The sequence below is a fragment of the Williamsia limnetica genome (assembly GCF_003217475.1).
Lineage (GTDB): Bacteria > Actinomycetota > Actinomycetes > Mycobacteriales > Mycobacteriaceae > Williamsia > Williamsia limnetica.
Genome location: NZ_QJSP01000005.1, coordinates 85,640 through 108,539, shown reverse-complemented (window position 1 = coordinate 108,539; position 22,900 = coordinate 85,640). Strand labels below are relative to the sequence as shown.

The 22,900-nt window shown below is 64.6% G+C and carries 25 protein-coding genes and 1 pseudogene; 15 read left to right on the top strand and 11 right to left on the bottom strand.

Annotation, left to right across the window (positions count from 1 at the left end):
* Positions 1-6: 6 nt before the first annotated feature.
* Complete coding sequence (locus tag DFR67_RS09765; protein WP_342766723.1) at positions 7-828, bottom strand: type IV toxin-antitoxin system AbiEi family antitoxin domain-containing protein; 822 nt, start codon at positions 826-828, stop codon at positions 7-9.
* Positions 829-1,015: 187 nt separating this feature from the next.
* On the opposite strand from DFR67_RS09765, the gene DFR67_RS09760 reads away from it, so the two are divergent.
* Complete coding sequence (locus DFR67_RS09760; protein ID WP_110469539.1) at positions 1,016-2,515, top strand: SulP family inorganic anion transporter; 1,500 nt, start codon at positions 1,016-1,018, stop codon at positions 2,513-2,515.
* Here the strand turns inward: DFR67_RS09760 and DFR67_RS09755 are convergent, their stop codons facing one another.
* A complete protein-coding gene (locus tag DFR67_RS09755) occupies positions 2,516-2,725 on the bottom strand; it encodes a dodecin (protein WP_084839531.1) in 210 nt (69 codons plus the stop codon). It lies immediately after the preceding gene.
* Positions 2,726-2,899: 174 nt separating this feature from the next.
* Here DFR67_RS09755 and DFR67_RS09750 point away from each other — a divergent pair, with 174 nt between their 5' ends.
* Together DFR67_RS09750 and DFR67_RS30475 are read left to right on the top strand one after the other, a co-directional pair.
* Complete coding sequence (locus tag DFR67_RS09750; protein WP_110469341.1) at positions 2,900-5,083, top strand: FUSC family protein; 2,184 nt, start codon at positions 2,900-2,902, stop codon at positions 5,081-5,083.
* A 195-nt stretch (positions 5,084-5,278) separates the two neighbouring features.
* Positions 5,279-5,449, top strand: a complete 171-nt coding sequence (locus DFR67_RS30475) for a hypothetical protein (protein WP_158539937.1) — start codon at positions 5,279-5,281, stop codon at positions 5,447-5,449.
* Between the two features lie 133 nt (positions 5,450-5,582).
* Here the strand turns inward: DFR67_RS30475 and DFR67_RS09745 are convergent, their stop codons facing one another.
* Positions 5,583-5,885, bottom strand: a complete 303-nt coding sequence (locus DFR67_RS09745; RefSeq protein ID WP_146240412.1) for a hypothetical protein — start codon at positions 5,883-5,885, stop codon at positions 5,583-5,585.
* Positions 5,882-6,295 (bottom strand): hypothetical protein, encoded by a 414-nt coding sequence (locus DFR67_RS09740; RefSeq protein ID WP_146240411.1) that lies wholly within the window; start codon positions 6,293-6,295, stop codon positions 5,882-5,884. The genes DFR67_RS09745 and DFR67_RS09740 overlap by 4 nt, the downstream gene beginning before the upstream one ends.
* Before the next feature lie 188 nt (positions 6,296-6,483).
* Between DFR67_RS09740 and DFR67_RS09735 the strand changes: the two genes are divergently transcribed.
* A complete protein-coding gene (locus tag DFR67_RS09735) occupies positions 6,484-6,840 on the top strand; it encodes a UBP-type zinc finger domain-containing protein (protein WP_110469538.1) in 357 nt (118 codons plus the stop codon).
* Between the two features lie 39 nt (positions 6,841-6,879).
* Here the strand turns inward: DFR67_RS09735 and DFR67_RS09730 are convergent, their stop codons facing one another.
* Positions 6,880-7,299: a VOC family protein gene (locus DFR67_RS09730; protein WP_110469338.1), complete on the bottom strand. Its 420-nt coding sequence runs from the start codon at positions 7,297-7,299 to the stop codon at positions 6,880-6,882.
* Positions 7,300-7,406: 107 nt separating this feature from the next.
* On the opposite strand from DFR67_RS09730, the gene DFR67_RS09725 reads away from it, so the two are divergent.
* The 4 genes from DFR67_RS09725 to DFR67_RS09710 all read left to right on the top strand — a co-directional run bounded on the left by DFR67_RS09725 (position 7,407) and on the right by DFR67_RS09710 (position 11,578).
* Positions 7,407-7,994 (top strand): TetR family transcriptional regulator, encoded by a 588-nt coding sequence (locus tag DFR67_RS09725; RefSeq protein ID WP_110469337.1) that lies wholly within the window; start codon positions 7,407-7,409, stop codon positions 7,992-7,994.
* 66 nt (positions 7,995-8,060) lie between these two features.
* Positions 8,061-8,936, top strand: a complete 876-nt coding sequence (locus DFR67_RS09720; RefSeq protein WP_110469336.1) for an NAD(P)H-binding protein — start codon at positions 8,061-8,063, stop codon at positions 8,934-8,936.
* Positions 8,937-9,001: 65 nt separating this feature from the next.
* Positions 9,002-9,892: an alpha/beta fold hydrolase gene (locus DFR67_RS09715; protein ID WP_110469335.1), complete on the top strand. Its 891-nt coding sequence runs from the start codon at positions 9,002-9,004 to the stop codon at positions 9,890-9,892.
* 111 nt (positions 9,893-10,003) lie between these two features.
* The gene (locus tag DFR67_RS09710) at positions 10,004-11,578 is read left to right on the top strand and encodes an MFS transporter (RefSeq protein WP_110469334.1); all 1,575 of its coding nucleotides are present in this window, start codon (positions 10,004-10,006) and stop codon (positions 11,576-11,578) included.
* A gap of 1 nt (position 11,579) precedes the next feature.
* Here the strand turns inward: DFR67_RS09710 and zwf are convergent, their stop codons facing one another.
* The 3 genes from zwf to DFR67_RS09695 are packed head-to-tail and all read right to left on the bottom strand — an operon-like array spanning position 11,580 to position 14,931.
* Positions 11,580-13,052: a glucose-6-phosphate dehydrogenase gene (zwf, locus tag DFR67_RS09705; RefSeq protein ID WP_245937855.1), complete on the bottom strand. Its 1,473-nt coding sequence runs from the start codon at positions 13,050-13,052 to the stop codon at positions 11,580-11,582.
* A gap of 60 nt (positions 13,053-13,112) precedes the next feature.
* Positions 13,113-13,664, bottom strand: coding sequence for an NADPH-dependent FMN reductase (locus DFR67_RS09700; protein WP_245937854.1), 552 nt, complete (start codon positions 13,662-13,664; stop codon positions 13,113-13,115).
* Positions 13,648-14,931, bottom strand: coding sequence for a hypothetical protein (locus tag DFR67_RS09695; RefSeq protein WP_110469535.1), 1,284 nt, complete (start codon positions 14,929-14,931; stop codon positions 13,648-13,650). Before DFR67_RS09695 ends, DFR67_RS09700 begins: the two co-directional genes overlap by 17 nt.
* Positions 14,932-15,060: 129 nt before the next feature.
* Here DFR67_RS09695 and DFR67_RS09690 point away from each other — a divergent pair, with 129 nt between their 5' ends.
* From DFR67_RS09690 to DFR67_RS09675, 4 genes are all read left to right on the top strand, one after another.
* Positions 15,061-15,933, top strand: a complete 873-nt coding sequence (locus tag DFR67_RS09690) for an arylamine N-acetyltransferase family protein (protein WP_245937853.1) — start codon at positions 15,061-15,063, stop codon at positions 15,931-15,933.
* Positions 15,934-16,074: 141 nt separating this feature from the next.
* Positions 16,075-16,356 carry a hypothetical protein gene (locus DFR67_RS09685; RefSeq protein ID WP_245937852.1) on the top strand — a complete coding sequence of 94 codons (282 nt, stop codon included), beginning with the start codon at positions 16,075-16,077 and terminating at the stop codon, positions 16,354-16,356.
* Positions 16,353-16,787 carry a riboflavin kinase gene (locus DFR67_RS09680; RefSeq protein ID WP_110469333.1) on the top strand — a complete coding sequence of 145 codons (435 nt, stop codon included), beginning with the start codon at positions 16,353-16,355 and terminating at the stop codon, positions 16,785-16,787. The genes DFR67_RS09685 and DFR67_RS09680 overlap by 4 nt, the downstream gene beginning before the upstream one ends.
* 200 nt (positions 16,788-16,987) lie before the next feature.
* Entirely contained in the window at positions 16,988-17,980 is a 993-nt protein-coding gene (locus tag DFR67_RS09675; RefSeq protein ID WP_110469332.1) for a helix-turn-helix domain-containing protein, read from the top strand.
* A gap of 27 nt (positions 17,981-18,007) precedes the next feature.
* On the opposite strand, the gene DFR67_RS09670 is transcribed toward DFR67_RS09675, so the two are convergent.
* Complete coding sequence (locus tag DFR67_RS09670; protein WP_110469532.1) at positions 18,008-19,105, bottom strand: carboxylate-amine ligase; 1,098 nt, start codon at positions 19,103-19,105, stop codon at positions 18,008-18,010.
* Between the two features lie 133 nt (positions 19,106-19,238).
* Between DFR67_RS09670 and DFR67_RS30220 the strand changes: the two genes are divergently transcribed.
* The 3 genes and pseudogenes from DFR67_RS30220 to DFR67_RS09655 all read left to right on the top strand — a co-directional run bounded on the left by DFR67_RS30220 (position 19,239) and on the right by DFR67_RS09655 (position 20,502).
* Positions 19,239-19,559 (top strand): hypothetical protein, encoded by a 321-nt coding sequence (locus DFR67_RS30220; protein ID WP_146240410.1) that lies wholly within the window; start codon positions 19,239-19,241, stop codon positions 19,557-19,559.
* A 19-nt stretch (positions 19,560-19,578) separates the two neighbouring features.
* Positions 19,579-19,872, top strand: a complete 294-nt coding sequence (locus DFR67_RS09660; protein WP_110469531.1) for a hypothetical protein — start codon at positions 19,579-19,581, stop codon at positions 19,870-19,872.
* A 20-nt stretch (positions 19,873-19,892) separates the two neighbouring features.
* Positions 19,893-20,502: pseudogene (locus DFR67_RS09655) on the top strand (flavodoxin family protein).
* Here DFR67_RS09655 and DFR67_RS09650 read toward each other — a convergent pair.
* Entirely contained in the window at positions 20,496-21,839 is a 1,344-nt protein-coding gene (locus DFR67_RS09650; protein WP_110469330.1) for an NAD(P)/FAD-dependent oxidoreductase, read from the bottom strand. The pseudogene DFR67_RS09655 and the gene DFR67_RS09650 sit on opposite strands and share 7 nt — an antisense overlap.
* 105 nt (positions 21,840-21,944) lie before the next feature.
* Complete coding sequence (locus DFR67_RS09645) at positions 21,945-22,886, bottom strand: methionyl-tRNA formyltransferase (protein ID WP_110469329.1); 942 nt, start codon at positions 22,884-22,886, stop codon at positions 21,945-21,947.
* Positions 22,887-22,900 lie beyond the last annotated feature (14 nt).

Sequence of the window (22,900 nt, the reverse complement as noted above, 5' to 3'; positions counted from 1 at the left end):
GGGCCATCAACGTCTCCGGTGGCGGTCGGCCCTCGTGATCGCCCGGATGTCCGCGAGGACTCCTTCCCACCCGTACATCACATCGTCGTACGTGACTCGCATCGTCAGCCAACCGTCGACCAGAGCGCGGCGATCTCGTCGACGATCGTTCTGGTAACTCTCCAGGCTGGTGTGATGACTGATGCTGTCGCATTCGATGATCAGGCGTCCGATCCTCAGGTCGGTCCGGCCCACGCCCGCGACCCGCGGTTGGACGACCACCGCGAACCCCTCTGCGCGCAGGCGTACGCGGGTGATTGATTCGGTGCCTGATTGGGCATCAGGATCACATCGTTGTAAGAGTGCGGATACCCTGTGCGCGCAGTCGCCCATCTCCGACACCATTTGCGGGACCGTCATCCCGGCGTTGTTCATTGCCGAGTCGCACGTGGCGATCCAGTGCTCACCGCTCATACATCTCGCCGCGCTCAGCAGTGCGACGGGAATCGGATCAACCGCGGTCAGGGCTGTGGGTGGGCGTCCGAAGCCGACGCAAGCCCGGGCACTCTTCAGTTCTCCGTCCCTGGTCGGTCGCATATGCACCTGCTGGTAGCCAGGCGCTACCCAGAGTCTGTGTTTCCGCAACGCCGACACACAGGCAAGAACGCCGCCGGTACGCACTGCGGCGACAACATCCGGGTCAGCGGTCGCTGTTGCATACCAACCGCGCCGCAGCCCGGTCAGCAGGCCGGTCTGTGCGTGCCGACGGATCTGCCAGGTGCTGAGACCGTGCTGGAGCAGTTCCTTGGTCGAGTACACACCGAAGTCCATGCTGATGAGACGTTTCACCGACGAGTTCAGCTTCAGTACCCTGAACACCGGCAAATACGAGGCCACCAAGGGCATATACCCCTCCGCGGCCCTCTATCTGCCGGTTTTCAGGGCAACCCTCGGTGAGCGCGCTCAGTTCGCCTCGACCGAGGCACAACGGTTAGGTTTTGCCGTGCCCACTTCCAAGCCCGTCTTGCATTCGCAGATGCCTCCGGCGACGGTGCGGTCGGTCCTCCGCTCACCGGCACAGCTGCGTCGCGAGGTCCTTGCCGGACTCGTTGTCGCGCTGGCGTTGATTCCCGAGGCGATCTCTTTCTCGATCATCGCCGGGGTCGATCCGCGGGTCGGCCTTTTCGCGTCCTTCACCATGGCCGTGACCATTGCCTTCGTCGGAGGACGACCGGCGATGATCTCCGCGGCGACAGGCGCGGTGGCACTGGTCGTCGCCCCGGTGGTGACCGAATACGGTCTCGATTACCTGATTGCCACGGTGCTGCTGGCAGGTCTGCTGCAGATCGTGCTGAGCCTCATCGGCATCGCGAAACTGATGCGCTTCGTGCCGCGCAGTGTGATGACCGGATTCGTGAACGCTCTCGCGATCCTCATCTTCATCGCGCAACTGCCACATCTGTTCGGCGACGACATCCCCTGGCTCGTCTACCCGCTGGTCGCGGCCGGATTGGCGATCATCGTCCTGCTACCCCGGATCACGTCCGCGGTGCCGTCCCCGCTGATCGCGATCGTGCTCATCACGGGCGTCGTCACCGTCTTCGGCTGGAGTGTCCCGACCGTCGAGGACGAGGGCGCACTGCCCGATTCGCTTCCGTCGCTGCTGTTGCCCGATGTGCCGTGGACGATGCACACCCTGTCCATCATCGCGCCGTACGCGCTCGCCATGGCACTGGTCGGATTGATGGAGTCACTGATGACCGCGAAGCTGGTCGACGACATCACCGACACCCATTCCAACAAGACCCGCGAAGGGTGGGGCCAGGGCATCGCGAACCTGGTCACCGGATTCTTCGGCGGCATGGGCGGCTGCGCGATGATCGGTCAGACGATGATCAACGTCAAGCAATCCGGCGCCCGCACCCGGCTGTCGACATTCCTGGCAGGCGTGTTCCTGCTGATCCTCGTGGTGGTTCTCGGCGACGTGGTCGGGGTGATCCCGATGGCGGCGCTGGTCGCCGTGATGATCATGGTGTCTGTCGGCACCTTCGACTGGCACAGCATCCATCCGCGGACGTTGCGCATCATGCCGATCCCGGAGACCACTGTCATGTTGGTGACGGTGGCGGCCACCGTGGCGACAGAGAACCTGGCCATCGGCGTCGTCCTCGGTGTGCTGACCGCGATGGTGATGTTCGCGCGGCGGGTGGCGCATCTGACGTCTGTCGATGCGGCCACCGAGGTCGACGACAGCGGCACGGAACCGACCGAGATCCGGCGGTATCGGGTGCGCGGCGAACTGTTCTTCGCCTCCAGCAACGACCTCGTCTACCAATTCGACTACGCCGGTGACCCGGACGCCGTGATCATCGACCTCAGCGATGCCGACGTCTGGGACGCTTCGACGGTGGCGAGTCTCGACGCCGTGCTCGGCAAGTACCGGGCACAGGGCAAGACCGCCACCATCGTCGGTCTCGAGGGCCCGAGCCTACAGCGGCTCGAGCGATTGTCGGGCCGACTCGGCGCCGGCGACTGACTAGTCCTCGAGTTTGAAACCGATCTTCAACGTCACCTGGAAGTGCGCGATCTCGCCGTTCTCGACGTGACCGCGGGTTTCCTTCACCTCGAACCAATCGACGTTGCGTAACGACTTGTTGGCCCTGGTGACTGCACCTTTGATGGCATCGTCCGTACTGACGGTCGAGGTACCGACGATTTCGGTGACCCGATAGACATTGTCGCTCATGTGCTTCTCGATTCTGTTGTGCCGGTGGTCGATCGCAGCTGACCGCTTACACGTTGCAACGTTACTGATCTCTTCTCGGCGGGGCGGCGAACACGCGGACATCCCTGACAATCAGCACGTCCGGGAGTCGACAGAGCCAGGCGCACCCGACGGCTAGCGGGTTACGATTCGCCCATGGGCACCCGCGTCCCCGGACTGCTGTCGACGTTCGAGGACGCCATGCGCCGCCGCGACCCCGGATTCGACGCGCTTCGACGCGCCATCCGACCGGCGATCGTCGTTCCGATCGGTGCCGCGATCGCGTTGCAGCTCGGCGGCGCACAGACTCCGCTGTTCACCATCTTCGGCTCCTTCGCGCTCCTTGTGCTCGTCGATTTTCCCGGCACGAGGGGCCGACGAGCGGTGAGCTATGCGGTACTCGCCGTGGTGGGCTACGCCTTCATCACAGTGGCCACGTTTCTGGCCAAACCAGGCTGGCTCGGCGCACTGTCGATGCTCGTGGTGGGTGTGGTCGTCTCGTTCGCCGCCATTCTCAGTTCGAGTTTTTCGGCGGCCCAGCGGGCTGCGTTGCTGCTGTTCGTACTACCGGTCGCCTCCCCGGCGGGTCCGCTGGCAGATCGGCTGCTCGGCTGGACTCTCGCACTCGCGTTCAGCGTTCCGGCTGCGTTGTTCCTGCTGCCACCGCGACACCACGATGAGTTGCGGGAACGGGCACGGGACGTGTGTGCGGGACTCGCCGCCCGGCTCGAGCAACGACCGCACGAGGCAGGACCGCCCGAGCGCGGCGCCGGCATCGACGACGCCATGGATCGACTGCGCCAGACCTATCTCGGCTCGGACACCAGGCCTGCCGGGTTGACCGCAGGCAGCCGGGCGCTGATCCGGGTGGTCGACGATCTGGAGTGGCTCACGTCCCAGGTGTCGACCGGGAAGACCTTTCTGCCTGAGGCGCTTCGGGGTCCGGCTGTCCGAGTGCTGCAGGGGTCCGCCGATGTGCTCGCTCCCGCCGGTCGACCCGACTGCGAGGAGTTGAGGGCCGCCGTGGACGAGCTCAGCACACTGCTGCGCAACCGGTTCGGCGCCAATATCGAAGCGATCGTCGCCGACGACAACGAAGCCGACGCGGAGGCGTTGGGTGTGTCGCTGCTCGATGCCCACATGGTCTGCAGCACGGCCAACCTGATTGGCCGCACTGTGGCGTGGGCGGCGGCAGCCGATGCCCGACCGGTGATCAAGAAAATTCTCGGCAGTCAGCTACCGCCGACCGGTGCCGCCGACCTCGTCCTCACCGAGTTCGCCGCGACCAGGATCTCCGTCTCGCCGGGCCTGATCAAGAACTCGGTCATGGCCCGCAATGCACTGCGTACCGGTGTGGGACTGGCCGCCGCCGTGGCGTTGATCCAGGTTGTCCCTGTGCAACACGGATTCTGGGTGGTACTCGGCGCGATGTCGGTTCTCCGTTCGAGCGCGCTGACCACCGGATCCAACGTGGTCCGCGCAGTTCTCGGTACGGCAGCCGGTTTTGTCATCGGAGCCGGCGTGGTCGCCGTTCTGGGGACCAACGAGGTCGCTCTCTGGATCGCGCTTCCTGTCGCGGCATTCGGCGCCGCCTACATCCCCAAGGTCATCTCGTTCGCCGCCGGACAGGCAGCGTTCACTGTCCTGGTGATCACCCTCTTCAACGTTCTCGATCCATCAGGCTGGCGCATCGGATTGGTCAGGGTCGAGGACATCGCGATCGGATGCGCAGTCGCTGTCGTCGCTTCGTGGTTGCTGTGGCCGCGCGGGGTTGCCACCGCCGCGTGGGCTGCCCTCGACGATGCCGCAGCCGTGCACCTGCGCTACCTCACCGCCGCGGCAGGCAGGATCACCTCAGGACCGAACGCGCGGATCGAGGCCGTGCTCACTGAGCTGCGCACCGAGAGTCTTCTGGCCTACCGATCCGCTGATGATGCTGCACGGCAGTACCTTTCAGAAACCGGTACAGCGGTCGATCAGCGAACGCCGGTCGTGCGAGCGGTGAACCGAGCGATTCGCCTGCGTATCATCGCGGACTCCGTGGCCGACCTCGACCCCACCGAGAATCCCTCGAGCGCCGGCCCACGTCTGTGTGCGGTGCTGGACAGACACATCGCCCTGATCACCCATCCGTTGACGTGGACGGCAGTCTCGACCGCACCGGAACGGATCGCCGTCGAGGCCGTTTCCGCACTTCGTGCCGATACCCGCGAGAACGCGATCGCCACCGAGCAAGCGCGTCCACTGATCGCCACCGCGGCCTATCTCGGTGAACTCGAACTCCTCCAGAACGCCGGCACAGCACAAGACCCTGCCGGAGCCGGTCAGCCGATCAACTGACGCGACCAATCGGTCCTCGCCTACGGCCGACGGGCAATGTTAGTGCCCGTAAATCAGTTGTTGCCACCCATTTTCTGGCGCAACACTGTCCTGACCTGCACAACCGACCGGTGCTGCGGGTTTTGGCAGAAAGTTTGCCAATACTGTCAATTCAGCCACTGTTGGCAAGAAGTATTTGAACGGATAGTTACTGCCATGGAACTCTTGGTGATCTTCGGACCGGCCCTCGTGGCCGGATTGATTGCGACGTACCAGAATCGGTCGTCGCTCGGGGCGCCTCACGGCGTCGGGTTCGAGCCGGACTCCGGCCGCGCCCAGTTGGAGCTGGAATTGGTCAATCGACGCGACGTGCTCGGACATGGCTGAGCCGGAGCCTGCACAGAGCGCCCCTGTTGCCGTCGAAATAGAGCTGCTCCGATCGTTCAAAGCAACTGCAGCGCTGCGCAGTTCCTTGCAGTGGCGCCTTCCTGGCGCAGGAGCGATCGGACCGCTAGTCCCGCTACGCGGCCTGTCGGGGTACACCGATGACGTGGCGCGCGAAATCGTCTATACGGCCACCGCCGGACTCGGACTGCACTTCACCGATCAGCAGATAGCTGCATTCGGAGATTGTGTCGCCGACCTCGCTGATCTGATCGATCATGCGGTCGCGGGCCGGTTGAACCGCCTCTACCGCGCGGCCGACCCCCAGCGCGGCCTGCGCACTCCGCAGCCGTGACCCGAACGTCGCCGTGACCACTGCCGCCTCGTAGGCGGTGAACAACAACGCGCGGTACATCTTCCACGCATCCTCGCTCTTCAATGCGGGACCACCCGCCATAGCGAGCGCAGCCAGATACTGCTCCACGAGGCCCTGCTCGTGGACGCGGCGGAGGTCGGGCTCGAGCGACGTCGCGTCGACGGCGGGATCACCGCTGCGGTTGCGCGGCGCGGATGTTGTACCGCAAGCGAACTCAGACCTCTCACGCTCGAGAGCCGGCGGGCAGAGCGTACGAATGCTGCCAGGTCGTCGATCAGCAACACCGAGGAGCCGGTGCGTTGATCCCACATCGCGACGAACAGCGAACGCGGCACATGCTCGTCACCGTCGAGAGACCACCGGGCCCGCAGGGTGGTTCCCTCGTCGGTGGCCGTCACCGCGACCGATTCGACCTGTCCGGGCAGGACCGACGACAACCACTGCGGCGTGAGTTGATCCACAGCGTTCGGCAACGGGCCAGGGCGACGGGATCTGGAGGCACGAGCGACCTCGCCACGTTCGACACCAACTGCTTCATGGTTCCCGTTCTCGCCTCGCCGACGTTGCAACGCGCAATCTCCGCCGGTCTTGTATGAAGGTAATGCCCGGCCCACATCTCATGGTCGTGTTCGGGCAGAGGACGAACGAGAGGTCTGTTGACATGACTACCCCAGAGATCGACCCCACGGTCCCACCGAGCGGGACCGGTTGTCTCGACTGCGAAAAGAGCGGTGGCTGGTGGTTCCATCTGCGCCGATGCACCGGTTGTGGCCACATCGGTTGCTGCGACGATTCATTGTCGCGGCATGCGTCGAAGCATGCGTCCGATACCGGTCACCCGATCATCCGTTCTTTCGAACCCGGTGAGGACTGGTTCTGGAACTACGAGACCAACGACTACTACAACGGGCCCGCGTTGGCCCCGCCGCAATCGCGGCCGGCAGACGAGACCGCCCCGGGGCCGAAGGGCCATGTTCCGGAGAACTGGGTGAGCCTGCTCCAGAACCGCACCGATTGATCGAGGTGTCGGCGTCGTGTGGTCGGCGCAGGTGGCACGTCACTCGTTGGCACCGACCGCGAACGCCGCCGCATAGCTCTCGTCCGGCTCGATCGGGGTGATGACATCGATGAGAACACCCTCCGGGCCGGTCACGATGAAGTGGCGCTGACCGAACTCTTCAGATCGGATCGGGAGCAGGGCCTCGAGCGGCCCGTCCGTGACCAGGCGTTGGTATTCGGCGTCCACGTCATCGACCTCGACATTGAGCAGCACGCCCGTCGACCCCTGGCCGCGGTGGCCGTCGGGGATCGTCGGGTGCGCGGCGTCGAGCACTGCGAGTTCGAACTGATCGCGGCGCATGCTCACGTACCAGTCCGCTTCGAAGGTGATGTCGAATCTCAGATGGTCATGGAAGAAGCGTGCGGTCGCGGCCACATCGTCGGTCATCAGGACGGGGTAGAAACTGGTCAGCACCATGACGATCTCCTATAGATACTTTGTGTATGTATTCTCGCCCTCTATAGATACACCGAGTATGTATAGTTTCGCAACGGGTAGATGACACGGCACGGGAGGCGCGGTTCATGGGCAGGGCGAGCAAAGAACAGAGCGAGCTGACCGCGGCCCGCATACTCGACGTCGCGATCAACGCCTTCGGATCCCGTGGGTTCACCGCGGTCGGCCTCGAAGACGTGGCCGCAGCCGCGGAGGTCACCAGAGGCGCTGTGTACCACCATTTCCAGAGCAAATCAGGACTGTTTCGGGCGGTACACGCCGAAACCCAGCGCCGCGTCGGCCAGGCGGTCGACGAAGCGACAACCGGCATCGACGATCCCTGGGAGGCCCTCGAGGTCGGATGCCATGCTTTTCTGCGAGCGAGTGTTCAGACCGACCGACGCCAGATCATGCTCATCGATGCACCGGCGGTGCTGGGCTGGGACGTCTGGCGAGCCCAGGACGCCGATAATTCCGGCCGGTTGCTGCTGGCGGTTCTCAGCGAACTCGACGACGCCGGCCTCCTCGACGTCGCGTCGGTCCCGGCAGCCAATGCTCTCCTGACCGGCGCCATGAATGAAGCCGCGCTGTGGATCGCGGCGTCGGAAACACCGGCCCAGAGCACCGACGACGCCTGGCGCACCCTCCGCAAGATCGTGCGCTCACTCCGCGCCTGAGCCGACCTTGTCGGTGCCCGGAGGCACCATGGGTGCACCAGCGCTCTGCGACGAGAGAGGTGCCCTATGACCATCGTGGTGACGACTCCGACCGGACGCGTGGGATCACGCGTCGCGGAACTGTTGATCCAAGCAGGCGAACGTCCCCGCTTGCTCGCCCGCGACGCCGAACGGGTCGACTCGGCTCTGCGCAGATGCAGCGACGTCGTCGAGGTCGATCTGGGTGAAGCCGACGAGGTGGCCGCCGCGTGTGCCGGCGCAGACACTCTCTACTGGGTCGATCCACCTACTACCGACGACGACCCGATCGCCGGCTATGACCGGATGGGCGCGAGCGCGGCGCACGCGATCACCAACAGCAGTATCGGCCGTGTGGTGTTCCAGAGCAGCGTCGGCGCCGAGGCGCGCGGCGGATTCGGCGAGATCGACGGCCTGGGTGCCACCGAGGAGAGATTGAACGGGACCGGCGCGGATGTGACGCATCTTCGGTGTGGTTACTTCTTCAGCAACCTGCTCATGGATCTCGACTCGCTGCGCGCGGGCCATCTGTTCACGACCCTCCCGCTCGAGAAGGCCATACCGCTCGTCGATCCCAGGGACATCGGCGAGGTCGCGGCCGCGCTCCTGCTGTCCCGGTCCTGGTCAGGCCGACGTACCCAAGGCGTACACGGTCCAAGGGATATGTCGTTCACCGACATCGCGAACACCCTGACCCAGACCGTCGGACACTCGATCACCGCGGTACAGGTCAGCGATGACGACGTCGCGCAACAACTGCTCGGACTGGGGATGACGCCGGCGCAAGTCGACGGCATCGTCGGCATGATGCGCGGCATGCGCGGCGATTTCACTCCCGAGGACCCCCGCGACGTCCATACCACCACCCCGACAACTCTTGCAGCGTGGTCTTTTTCGACGCTGCGGCCGGTATTGCTGAACTGAACGGACACCAATGGCGGGGACGTGTCCGTAATCTACGGTGAGATCTTGCCGCCGAGAGGACACCGATGCCGACCGAGTTCGATTTGCTGCCCGAGAACGCCGAAGAGATCGGGCTCGGGTCGACGCCCTTGCCCACGGTGACGCGCGTCGACACCGAGGTCGACGGTCATCTGACGAGCGCACTGAAGTGGACGGCGGAGCCACCTCGACTCGTCTTACTGCACGGGGGCGGCCAGAACGCGCACACCTGGGACAGCGTCCTGCTCGCCCTCGGGGTGGCGGCCTTGGCCATCGATCTTCCCGGACATGGGCATTCGGCCTGGCGTGACGATCACGACTACCGCCCTCTTCCCAACGCCCCACTGGTCGCGGCGACGATCCGCGAACACGCACCTCACGCCGAACTTGTGGTCGGGATGTCCCTGGGCGGACTGACGACCATCGCGATCGCGGCGCGCGACCCCGGGCTCATCGAGCGCGCGGTCCTTGTGGACGTCAGTCCCGAGTCACCGCGACGGTTCTCTGAACTCAGTGGCAAAGACCGGGGCACGGTAGCCCTCGCCAGCGATGGCCCCGATACCTTCGACGACCTCGAGGAATTGATCGAGCTGACTGCGATGGCCGCTCCCAACCGGAGCAAGTCGGCGATCCGGCGGGGAGTCATCCACAACACCCGTCAGCTCCCCGACGGCCGCTGGCAGTGGCGCTACGACCGCATGCGTGAACAGATCGACTCCGAACCGCTCTGGGATGCTTTCTCGGCGAGCACGATCCCGTACAAACTGGTGCGCGGCGGTGCATCCGCGTTCGTGGCCGATGCCGATGTCGACGAGTACCGGCGCCGGCGCCCCGACATCGACGTCGTCACCGTTCCCGGGTCGGGGCATTCGGTGCAGAGCGATGCCCCCCTCGAACTGGCCGAGATCATCCGGACCGTGCTGGACAAAACCAGATAGCACGAAGGGTTTCGACGCCGGCACAGACTCTTTCGCGATACCCTCGTTCGGACCTGTGCAGATCAGTGCGGTCGAAGGTGGTGCGTCACGCGCCGATGAGGGGAGTCATCGATGGCGGCCGAGATCGTCGACAAGGCGCCACCCAAAGCGAAGCTGGTACTCGGCACCCTGATCTTGGTGGCCGGGGTCGCCAACATCAACCTCGCGGTGGCCAACGTCGCCTTGCCCGACATCGGAAAGGCGTTCGACGCCAGCGCAGTCGGGCTCAACCTGGTCGCCGTGGGGTACTCGCTCGGACTGGCTGCATCGGTTCTGTACTTCGGCGCGCTCGGGGACCGGCACGGCCGCAAGCGGATGCTCGTCATCGGCATGAGCCTGTCGATCCCGGCATCGCTGATCGCCGGCTTCGCCCCCAGCATCGAGGTGCTCTTCGCAGGACGTCTACTGGGCGGTATCGCCGCCGGACTCGCCTATCCGACCACCCTCGCGATCATCACCGCCCTATGGCAGGGGGCGAGTCGCACCAAGGCCATCGCTGCGTGGTCGGCACTGGGAGGCGCGATCTCGGCGCTCGGCCCGGTTCTGTCCGGCGGCTTGCTGGAGGTGTTCAGCTGGCATTCGGTGTTCTTGGTGACCCTGCCACTGGCGGTGATTGCCCTGCTCGCGGCCTGGAAGCTCGTCCCGGCTGACAGCGGAGACGCGTCCGAGAAAGTCGACAACCTCGGCGGTGTCTTTTCGATCGTGTTCATCGGCGCGATGGTGTTGTGCCTCAATTTCCTTCCGATGGCGGGTGCCGGTCTTCTCGCCGCCGTCCTCGGCGCATTGGCGGTGAGTGCGGCGATCGCATTCTTCATCCGTCAGCGGCACGCGAGCACACCGCTGTTCGACCTGAAGATCGCCGCCCGCCCGACCTTCTGGGTGGCCGCATTCGGTGGTGTCGTCGTCTTCGGCACCCTGATGGGTGCCATGTACATCGGCCAGCAGTACTTGCAGAACGTGTTGCATTATTCAACGCTCGCGGCCGGGGCATCAGTCCTGCCCGCAGCGATCAGCATGGTGTTGGTTGCACCGCTCTCGGCGCGCCTGGTGGAGGCCCGCGGGTCCCGCGTGACATTGCTGATCGGCTTCGCCTTCATCGCGATCGGCATGGTGGCGGCCATGGTCCTGTGGACCGAGACCGCCCACTACTGGCGGGTCGCGTTCGTCTACGTCTGCATCGGACTCGGGGTCGGCGTCGCGGGCACCCCGGCATCGCGCTCGCTCACCGGATCCGTCCCGCTCTCCCGGGCGGGGATGGCCTCGGGGATGTCCGACCTCCAGCGCGATCTCGGTGGCGCCATCATGCAGTCGATTCTCGGCGCCATCCTCACCGCCGGGTATGCCCACAACCTCTCGAAGCAGATCGCGGGTTCACCGGATGCGAGCACCATCACCGACCAGACGCAGGCGGCGTTGACCAAGTCGTTCTCCAGCGCCGAAGACCTGGCCGCGCGGTACCCCGACCACGCCACCGAGATCCTCACGGCCGCGCGAGAAGCCTTCGTCCACGGGGACTTCCTCGCCTACGGCGCGGCGATCGTCGTAGTGCTGGGCGGCGCCCTGGTGGTGACGTTCTGCTATCCGGATGTCACCAAAGAGCGGGAGCTGATGAAAGAGTATGCCGCCGAGGATGTGAGCGCGATCTGACTCAGGTCTCCTTGCGGCCCCGCCAGATCCGTTCGAACGGCAAGCGCCACGCGTGCGGCGCGATGAGCTGGTGAATTGCGTTGGGGCCCCACGAGCCCTGGTCGTAGCTCCGCACCGGCGGCGGGTTCTCGAGCAGCGGGGCCGAGACCTCCCATAGTCTTTCGATGCCCTCCGCGGTCGTGAAGAGGGTGTGATCGTTCTTCATGGCATCAAGGATGAGACGCTCGTAGGCTTCGAGCACCATCCCGACCGAATCGGTGTCCTGCATCGCGAACTGCAGACTCAGTTTGTCGAGTTTCATACCCGGCCCGGGCTTCTTGCCGTAGAACGAGAGCGAGACCTTGAACGCGTCGGCGAGATCGAACGTCAGATGATCGGGGCCGTGCTGTCCGACACCGGATCCGTCCGGGAACATACTCTTCGGCGGCTCGTGAAAGGCGATGGAGATGATGCGCTGGCCTTCGCCGAGGCTCTTGCCGGTGCGCAGATAAAACGGGACGCCTGCCCAGCGCCAGTTGTCGATCTCTGCTTTGAGCGCGACGAAGGTCTCGGTCTCGGACTCCGGGGCGACACCTGGCTCGTCGCGGTAACCGGCGTACTGACCGCGCACCACATTGTGGGGATCGAGCGGTCGCATCGACCGGAAGACCTTGTTCTTCTCCTCCCCGATGGGCCCCGGCGCCAGCGCGGTCGGTGGCTCCATGGCGACGAACGCGAGGATCTGGAACAGGTGGGTGACCACCATGTCGCGGAACGCACCAGTCGACTCGTAGAAGTGCGAACGACCTTCGAGCGACAGCTTTTCGGGAACGTCGATCTGTATGTAGTCGATGAAGTTCCGGTTCCAGATCGGCTCGAACAGGCCGTTCGCGAATCGGAACGCCAGGATGTTCTGCGCCGACTCCTTGCCGAGAAAGTGGTCGATACGGAAGATCTGTTCTTCTTTGAACCATTGGTGGATCGAGGCATTCAGAGCCACCGCGCTGTCATGGTCGGTACCGAACGGCTTCTCCATGATCACGCGGGAACGCTTCACGAGGTTGGCCTCGTGCAGCATTTCGAGTACGGCCATCGCAGCCTTCGGCGGAACGCTCAGATAGTGCAGCATCCGGGCCTCGCGGCCGAGCACGTCGAGTTGCTCACGTACCGCCGCCGCAAGCGCCTCGGCGCCGTGGCCCTGCGGGACATACGTCAGCGTCGCACCGAACTCGGCGGCGGCTTCGGGGGTGAAGACCCGGCTCGAGAACTCACTGCACGCCTTGACCCCGATCTCGCGAAAGCCTTCGCTGTCCATGTCGTCGAGCGAGGTGCCGACGATCCGCATCGGCGGGGCGAGTTTGGACATGAAGAGGTGAAACAAGCCGGGCAGGAGTTTGCGGCGCGCCAGATCTCCTGTGGCACCGAACAACACGACGACGTGCGGGGGGAGTTCCCGCTTCTCTTGTGCCCCGCGGGGCTCGATCACATCGGTCACACCGTTGATCGTCCCACTTTCGGGCGGTTCGGGCGCGACAACCGAACCAGCCCTCGCCAATCAGCTGACTGCGCGTGCCACGTTCGTCAGCGACGCGAAGACCGCTGAGTATTCGGCAGCTGCCTTCTTGATGAAGTCGTCGAGTTGCGGCAGCTCGTCGATGACGAAGTACAGACCACGGCCGGGTATGGCCGCACCGAGTTCTAGCAGGAGCGGCGCGAGGGTTGTCTGGGGAGCCAGTGAGTGCGTCAGGTCGCCGCCGGTGAACACCGGGATGGCGACCACACCTTTGAGGCCGTCGGTGCCGTACTGATCGAGAAATGCCTTCAGCAGTCCGGTGTATGACGCTTTGTAGGTCGGGGTGGCGAAGATGACCAGATCGCTGGCTGCAACCGAGGTCTTGGCTGCGGTGACCTTCTCCGAGCCCCACTGGAACAGCTCGCCGGCGATGTCGGCGAGCTCGAGGACCTCGAGGTCGTAGGTTCCTTCACCGAGCAGCGCCGGGACGAGCGCCTCGGCGACAGTACGGGTCCGCGATCCCGGCTTCGGATTACCTACGACTACAGAGACCTTCACAGGGTCGGACATCGGGTTGTCAGCTCCAGACTTCATCGTGGCGGGTATGGCTCGGCAGATAGGCGCCGGGCCCGAACTTGTGATCATAGAAACCTCGATCGAGGTTCTGTGCTTGCAGATACATGAGCACGTGGACAGTCGGAACGGTGCCCGGCAGCTTCCCGAACCGTTTGTAGATGTACTCGGCCTGCACAGTGACGAGCTCTTGAAGATTCTGCGCGGGAAGATATTCGGATCTGACCTTCGGTGTATCCGACCAGGGTCCCGGGGTGTCCGGATGTCCGGGGCCACCGGGGCCGAACTTGCGCTGGTAGTACTTCTGGACGCCGTCGGCCACGGAGTCCACGAACGGGGGCACCAGCGTCTCGAACACGCCCTCGAGCCCGGTCGCGTTCGGGAACGCCCAACGATCGTCGGTGTCGTATGAGAATCCCAGACCCGGCGCCTTCGGGTCGCCACTGGCGCCGAGCACGCTGAGTCGGTCGAGTCCGTCGAACGTCCAGCCGCCCAGGCCGAGACCTTGCAAGAGCAGCACGCCCGTGTTGGTGGCGGTCGCCAGCTCCGCGCTCGCCTCGGCCAGGGTGTACTGCTCGACGAATGAGAGCGGCACCGGATCGTCGAAGTGCGTCAGAGATGAGAACTTTTCGATGCCGGGGACGGGATTGTCGTGCACATCGTCGTAGATCACGTATCCGTTGGCGGCGAAGAAGTTGAGGTTGGCCACCAGATGCTCGGAGAGATCGGCGACCGGGAATGCCAGCAGACTGCCGGGCCAGTTCGCGATCCAGGTGTTGTGGCCCTCCATGTAGGGCTCTTCGCGCGGCAGCACCAAACGGTCCGACGACAGCTGCCGATAGCTGTCCGCGGTCGATGAGATCCACGACTCGATGTCCGCAGGCTCGGCGGTCAGTTCGCGCTGCGGCGCGGCGTCTCGGGAGCCGAAGAAGTACGTTCCCGAGTCGTCGGTGAAGAACAATTGGCTCGTGTGGAAGGCCGCCGCCGACGGAAACGTCCGCCCGCCCGCCGACCCCGGGTAGTTCGGCACGTTAGGCGCATATCCGGGATGGCGCGTGATCCCGAAGTTCCAGCCCGTCACCCCGGCCAGCACACTGATGATCAACGCCCGCTCGACCTCGGTGATGGAACGTGAAGGCTCGGTCGATTCATAGGCCAGCGGGCCGTCCGGGATGCTGCCGCCGACCGGGAAGCGCCGCGACCGACGGCCGACTATCGCATCGAGCAGGGAGAACTGCCCGAGTTCGGCCAGCGCCTTCCGGTGTTGCTCCGAGATCTCCAGACTCACGTGCGTGACGTTACGACACCGCGGCAGGGTTGCCACGGGTTTGAGTCGGTTTGAGTTTGATCTGTTGTATGCCGAACCACGCCGCGCCGGTGTTGACTTCAGGTCGACTTGAGGTTCCATCATCGAGAGATGAGCAGCACAGACATGAGCACCCCTCGGCCGAGCACCACGGCCTCATCCGCGATCGATCTCGATGCCTATTTCCGCCGCGTAGGGCATGCCGGGCCCGCCGCACCCACCCTTTCGACCCTGCAGGCGCTGGTGGCCGCGCACACCCGCACCATCGCATTCGAGACACTCGACCCGCTGATGGGCGTGCCGGTCATGGACCTCGGCGCGGCCGCACTGGCCGAAAAGCTGATCACTCGCGGGCGGGGTGGCTATTGCTATGAGCAGAACGGCCTGATGCGGTACGTGCTGGCGGAGTTGGGGTTCACGGTCGAAGCCTATGCCGGAAGGGTGGTGTGGATGTTGCCCGCTGACGCCGCGACACCAGCCAGGACGCATCAGGTGCTGTCGGTGATCGTCCCCGACACCGGGCTCGAGTATCTCGTGGACGTCGGCTTCGGCGGCCAGACGCTTTCATCGCCGATCCGCATGGTTCTCGACGAGGCGCAGCAGACACGACACGAGCCCTACCGCATCACCCGGCATGGCGACGAACGGATGCTCGAAGCATTGGTCCGCGACGTGTGGCAGCCGCTGTATGTGTTCGCTCCGACCCCCGCGCCGCAGATCGACCTCGAAGTCGGCAGCTGGTACGTGTCCACTCACCCTGCGTCGGGGTTCGTCGTGGGGATGACGGTTGCCAGGGTCACCGACGACGCGCGCTGGAACCTCCGCGGGCGACACCTGTCCGTGCATCGCCGCGATGGGACGTCGACGAAGACGGTTCTGAAATCTGCAGGCGCCGTCGTCGAGCTACTCGAACGGCGCTTCGGTATCGATCTGACCGGGATCGAAGGTCTCGAGCGGCGGATTTCTCAGGTTCTCGACACCTGAGTCTTCAGCCCCGGATGAGGTTTCGAAAACATGAGTTTGGTTACTCTTGCTCAAAGATGTGATCCATTCGGTGGTTCAACACAGTAAATCCACGATATTTTGTGGTTAAGGTGAGCCCACTTACGCAAGAAAGGGCGTGCCATGACTTCCCAGCCGAACGCGGCGCCGCACAGTGATTCCGATGAGGGCGATCGCGACAATGCTTTCGCCATCGACGCCCGGGTGGTGATCTCCGAGGGCAGGTCAGGAAAGATCGTCGACGACTTCGGTCCCCCTGTCGAGGGCTCGGTGGTGGACCTCGGCGAAGGCCGCGAGACCAGACCCCGCCGCTGGGCAGTTGCCCTCGACGACGGCGACCTGGTGTTCGTGGACGACGAGGACCTCGAACCAGAGAGCAGCGGTCCCGCTACGCTCGAGGAGTGAACCTCCTCGGATACGCAGCGGGTGAAATCGTCCGCGGCGAAGGTCGAGGTGCCCCGATGGGGTACCCGACCGCGAACATCGCCGCCGAAGACGAGAGTCGGATCCCCGACGACGGCGTGTACTTCGGGTGGTTCACCCTCGCGGACGGCGACCCGCCCCGGGGCAGCTTGCACGCGGGTACCTGGCTGCCGGCCCTCGTGTCGGTCGGCAAGAACCCGACCTTCGACGGCCGCGAGCGCACCGTCGAGGCGTATGTCCTCGATTTCGACGAAGACCTCTACGGCGCGCATGCGATCACCGAACTCACCCACCTGGTGCGCACGCAGGAGCAGTTCAACTCGATAGATGAACTGATCGTTGCGATGGACGGCGACAAGGCCGCTGCGCGGACGCTGATGTCGCAGTACCCCGGTCGGCCGCAGGATTCCTGATCGCCCGGGCGGCCGAGTCGGCCGCCGGTGACACGTTGTGCCGTACCGCGTTGCCTGCGCTGACGCCGGCAGCGATCGCGCGGACGGAACTCCAGAACTTTTGCGCCACGTGGCGGTTTTCAATACCCATGCTTCGATCCTCGGGCACTGCCGACGCCCTCAACAGTGGCACCAATGCCCACTATCGATAAGATAGTGACATGGCCACCACCGTCGACACCGAGCCTCGTCGAGTAGCCGTTCTCGCATACGACGGGATGACAGCGTTCGAGATGGGCATCGCGGCAGAGATCTTCGGCCTCTCGGAATTGTCCGATCTCTTCTGGCCTGGGGTCGATCGACCCTGGTACGACCTACGGCTGTGCACCGAGACCCGCGACAAGGTACGCATCGTCGGCGGCGCCACACTGAGCACTCCCCACGGTCTCAGCGAGCTGGCTGCCGCACACACCGTCATCATCCCGAGTGTCGCCGACATACGCGCGCCCGTCTCACCGCGGCTCATCGACGCCGTCCGCGAGGCCGCCGATCGCGGTGCCCGAGTGGTCTCGTTCTGCTCCGGCGCCTTTGTCCTCGCCGCGGCAGGCCTCCTCGAAGGCAAGCGCGCGACGACCCACTGGCGCTACACCGCGATGCTTCAGGAGCGTTATCCCGCAATAGATGTCGACCCGCGACCACTCTACGTCGACGAGGGGGCGGTGCTGACGAGCGCCGGGTGTTCAGCCGGCGTCGACCTCTCACTACATCTCGTACGTCTCGACTACGGCCCTCAGATCGCGAACGTCGTCGCCCGGAGCCTGGTGGCCGCCCCGCACCGGTCCGGCGGCCAGGCACAATACATCGAGAGCCCGATGCCTGACCACGGCGACGACACCACCATCACCGACAGTATGACTTGGGCTCTGGCACACATCGATCTGCCGATCAGTCTCGACGAACTGGCCGACCGGGCGATGATGTCCCGGCGCAGTTATCTGCGGCAGTTCACCAAGGCCACCGGAACCACCCCGATCAAATGGTTGATAGCACAGCGCATCGACATCAGTCTGGAGCTGCTCGAGACGTCCGACCTCTCGGTCGAACGCATCGCGGGAATGGTCGGATTCGGTTCGGTGGTCACCTTCCGTCATCACTTCACCCGAATCATGAACACCTCACCCAGTGAGTATCGGAGCACCTTCACCGCCGCCTGACGGCCATACCGTCGCACCGGCGAAGATCTACTCTGCTGCGATCGTCTGGGTCGCGGCATGTTCCAGCACAGCCTGGACGCCGGACTCCACGAAGACCCGGCGTTGTTGCGCCGCTCCGTTGCCCTTCGCGAAGGTGCGGGCCACCCCGTCCCGAACCGCAGCTTTCTCGCCCAGCAGCTCCAGGGCCTCCGAGACATGTCCGACCAATGCGTCGACTGCCGCTCGAGCGGCAATCACTCCATCGCCGAGCGGGTCGAGCAGCGAGCCCGCGACTCCGTCGCGGGCAGCACGCCACTTACCGAGTCGCAGGAGTTCGGGATCGATCGCCGGCCCGCTCGGCCCACCGCGTTCGATCGCGGCCAACTCGGTCATCACCAACGCGCGGACAAGGGTTGCGTACACGACGGTTTCGGAGGCAGTGGCCGGCACATCGGCGACCCTGATCTCGACCGTCGGATAGTCCCTGGAGGGCCGCACATCCCAGTAGATCATTCCTTTGTCGAGTGCCGCACCGACCGTGAGGAGGCGGCTGACCGCAGCGTCGTAGTCGTCCTCCGAATCGAAATGTGGCAGCGGTCCGGCACTCGGCCATCGCGCCCAGAGGACCGATCGCCAACTGCTGTATCCGGAGTCCACCCCGCTGTGGATCGCCGAGTTCGTCGTGAGTGCCAGCAGCACCGGAAGCCAGGGGCGCAGCGCATTGCCGACGGCAATGGCTCTCGCCCGGTCCGGGACCTCGACGTGCACGTGGCACCCGCAGACACCCTGTTCGCGTGCCAGCAACCCGAAGTTGTCCGCGATCCGCCCATAACGCTCGGTGGGCGACACCGGCCGCGCATCACCGGCCGCCGGTGGCACGCCACAGGCCAGCACGCGACCACCGACCTCGCGAGCGGCGAGGTCGGCTGTGCGCCTGCTACTCACCAGATGACTGTGCAGTTCTGCCGCAGTGTTCAAGATGGGGGTAGCGGTCTCGACCTGGCACGGGGTGAGTTCGAGATCGAGATCCAGTCCCAGTGAGTCCGCAACATGGCGGACGGCGTCGCCCTTCATGAACGGGGCCCCCGACTCCGCGTCGACGAGCAGCAGTTCCTCTTCCACCCCAAACGTGGGTGCGGTCATCACTCGAGTCATGACGTTCCCTCCACCCGCTGTACAGAGGCGTTTCTTCCGGTCCCGACCGGTGCTGGTTTGTTTTCGAGCACTCTCACTGGGTACCCCGAGACCGAACTCATCTACCGAACTCGGAAGGAGCGAGATGACCAGAACAGAGAAGCCCAGATCTGTGAGACGAACTGTCCGCTCGAGGCTGGTCCTCCCGGTCGGATGGTCGGGGTTGGTGGCATTGATCGCCGGTACAGCCGCCCTGGCGATGACGCTGATCACGCTGGCAGGTGGGCACATGCAAGCGGCACTGCTGTGCGGCGTGGCGGCCATCGGACTGAACACCTGGGCATTCTTCGCCTACCGCGCGACGGATGCGTTCAGCGATGACCACCTCGAATACCTCAAGGCTCGTAGAGACCACGCCATCTACCGCACGCACTATCCGCTGCGGGGTGAGCATGGATCGCAATGACCGACAACGGGACACGCTGATGACCAACGACGTCGAAAAGCGCTGGAACGACCCCGCGGCGCTCCGCGGTGCGGGTGTGTACATCACGGGAGTCGTGGTGATCGCCGGCATCTGGCTCGTCATCGCGCTCACAGTCGGATCTGCTGGACTGGCATGGACTTTCGGCGTCACCGCGATACTCCTGTGCGGCGGCGTCGGGGCATTGATCCGCGCGTACCGGGTGTGGAGACGTGGAGGAAGCTGGCCCATCTGGCAGGGCGCCGGATGGCTGCTGTTCGCGCTGATGCTCGCCTCGCTGGGTCTGGCCACCTGAATCACCCGAAGGAACTCCAGATGGATTCACTCACTGCGCTCGCCCTGGTCTGCAGCCTCAAACCTTCGCCTGCGACGTCTAGTACCGACCTGCTCGCCGGTCAAGTCTTGAAGCAGCTCTCCGAACACGATGTCGGCGGACGATCCCTACGGGTTCTGGATTACGACGTCAAACCCGGTGTCGAGCAAGACATGGGCGACGGTGACCGGTGGCCGTCCATCCGCGAGGCCATCTACGCCGCCGACATCTTGGTGCTCGCGACACCCACGTGGGTCGGGCACATGTCCAGTGTGGCGCAACGCGTTCTGGAAAGGCTGGATGCCGAGTTGTCTCCAGACCGATGACGAGAACCGCCCGGGGATGGTCGGCAAGGTGGCCGTGACCGCCGTCGTCGGCAACGAGGACGGCGCGCACAAGATCACGGCCGACCTCTTTCAGGCTTTGAACGACATCGGCTTCACCATTCCGGCGCAGGGAGGCACCTACTGGAACGGTGAGGCGATGAGCACCGTGGACTACAAGGACCTCGACAGCACACCCGACCCGGTCGCCACCACCAATGCCGCGCTCGCCAGGAATGCCGTACACCTCGCATCGCTGCTCAGGTCGAAGCAGTATCCGGCCTACTGATTGGCTTCCTTATCCGCATTTTTGAAGTACTGATTCCGCGCGATCCGCGAATCCCCGAACGTGACCGCGCGTTCCCGCCGCGAGTTGGTCAAAATCGTCGCGCCCCAGTTCAGCAGTGTCCCTGCACGGTTACGCGCACCGGACAGGAATGCGATGTGGATGACACCCCACGAGATCCAGCCGAGGCTCCCCGACAGATGCAGGGGTCCGGCCTGGATGAGCGCGTGGCCGCGCGCAACATACGCCGCATTGCCCAGGTCTCGGTATTTGAACGGCGTCCGTGGCGCCTGGCCTGACTCGACCTCCGCAGCGATCAGTTTGCCCGCGTGGCGTCCACCCTGCATCGCGACCTCGGCCACACCCGGCAGCTTGTCGCGGGACGACATGTCACCGACGACCCACACATTCGGATGGCCGGGCACCGACAGATCCGCTTCGACTGCGATGCGCCCGCTACGATCCTGCGGCACCCCGAGCGCGGTTGCGAGCGCCTTGGCGAACGGCACCGCCTCGACCCCGGCGGTCCAGACCACAGTCCTGGTGTCGAAGCGGGTCTTCGTCTTCGGCTCGGCCTTCATGGTGGTTTCGATGTCCCGGGGAGTGACGTCCGTGACGTGAACACCGAGATGCGTTTCCACACCGACCTTCTCGAGGGTGCGCAGCGCGCGCTTCGACAGGTTCTTGTCGAAGCTCTCGAGCACACGGTCGCCGCCGTGGAACAGGAGCACACGGGCCTCGCGCGGATCGATGGACCTGAACTCGTGGGTCAGGGCGTGTACCGCGAGTTCGCGGATCTGCCCGGCCAACTCGACACCGGTCGGTCCACCGCCCGCCACCGCGAAGGTGAGCCACGGTTTGCGTTCCTCGGCGGTGGGCAGGGATTCGGCCATCTCGAAGGCACTGACCAACTTACGGCGGATCGTCAGCGCGTCGTCGAGGGTCTTCATACCCGGCGCCCAGTCGATGTATTCGTCGTGTCCGTGGTAGGCCTGTTGCATACCGGCCGCGACGACGAGGTAGTCGTACTTCAGGTCGAAGGTAGAACCGTTCACTCTGCTGGCGGTGAGAATTTTCGCTGCGGGATCGATCGATGTCGCTTCCCCGAGCGCCACGTGGGCGTTCTGCTGTCGGCGCAGTAGGTGTCGCAGCGGACTCGCGATCGATCCTTCCGAGAGCAGGCCGGTGGCACATTGATACAGCAGTGGCTGAAAGACGTGGCTGGTTCCCCGGGACAGCAGCGTCACCTGGACGTCGGCGTTCTTGAGTCGACGGGCCGCGTGCAGGCCGCCGAACCCGCCTCCCACGATCACCACATGCGGTCGTCCTGGTGCTGTCATCGCCCGTCGGCCCCTTTCGTCGGTCTACGTATCCTTTCCCGGCTACAGGAGAACCGCAAACACTTCGACGAGATCGACCAGCGCGTCAACTCCTTGACGAGCCCCTCAGACCGAGGTCAGATACCCGCCGCCGCGCGGGAAGAAGTCTTTGCCGGCATGCTCGACGCCGTCGTCGGTACGCAACCGCTCGATGACCAGCCCCCGATTGCAGCCCCGATATGCGTCCGCGCCGGCGACGATGACCATGCCATCACCCTCATGGATGAACACTCGGCCGGGGGTTCCGCCGTACACACCCTCCGACACGGTCGCCTTGGTGATCCGGATACGTCGGTCACCGAAGTGCGTGAATGCGTTGGGATACGGATCCGACTGAGCGCGAACGAGTCGTTCGATGTCCTCCGCAGGCCAGTTCCAGTCGATCTGGCTGTCGATGTCGGCTCGCTTGTGGAAGAACGTGCGGTCGGCGAGATTCTGCGGCTTCCACTCGGCGGCACCGGCTTCGATGAGATCGAGCGACTCCAGAAGCACCGCGGGAATGATGTCGATGGTTGCCCGGACCAGATCCGTTGCCGTGTCCGTCGGGCCGATCGGTACGGCTCGCTGCACCAGCACATCCCCGGTGTCGAGGCCGTCATCCATCCGATGGGCGGTTAGACCGACCTCCGGAGCACCGCTGATGAGCGCCCAGATGACCGGCGAGAAGCCGGTGAACTTGGGCAGCATCGAATCGTGGAGATTGAGCGTGCCGTGCGGCGGTAGGTCGAACAGTTCCCGAGGCAGCCATGTGCGCCAATTGTTGGCGACGATGATGTCGGGTTCGGCGTGCTTGACCCGTTCGATGAGTTCGTTGTCGGGACGCTGTGCCAGGTGCACCGGAATGTCGTTGGCGCGGGCAAGATCTTCGACCGAGTCTGACCAGATGCTCTCGTAGGAGTGCTCGCTCGGTGGGTGTGTCACCGCCAGGACCACGTCGTGCGAGGAGTTGATCAACGCGTCGAGGGTCTTGTGGCCCCAGGTTTGGTAGCCGAAGGTCGCTACTCGCATGAACTGACCTATTC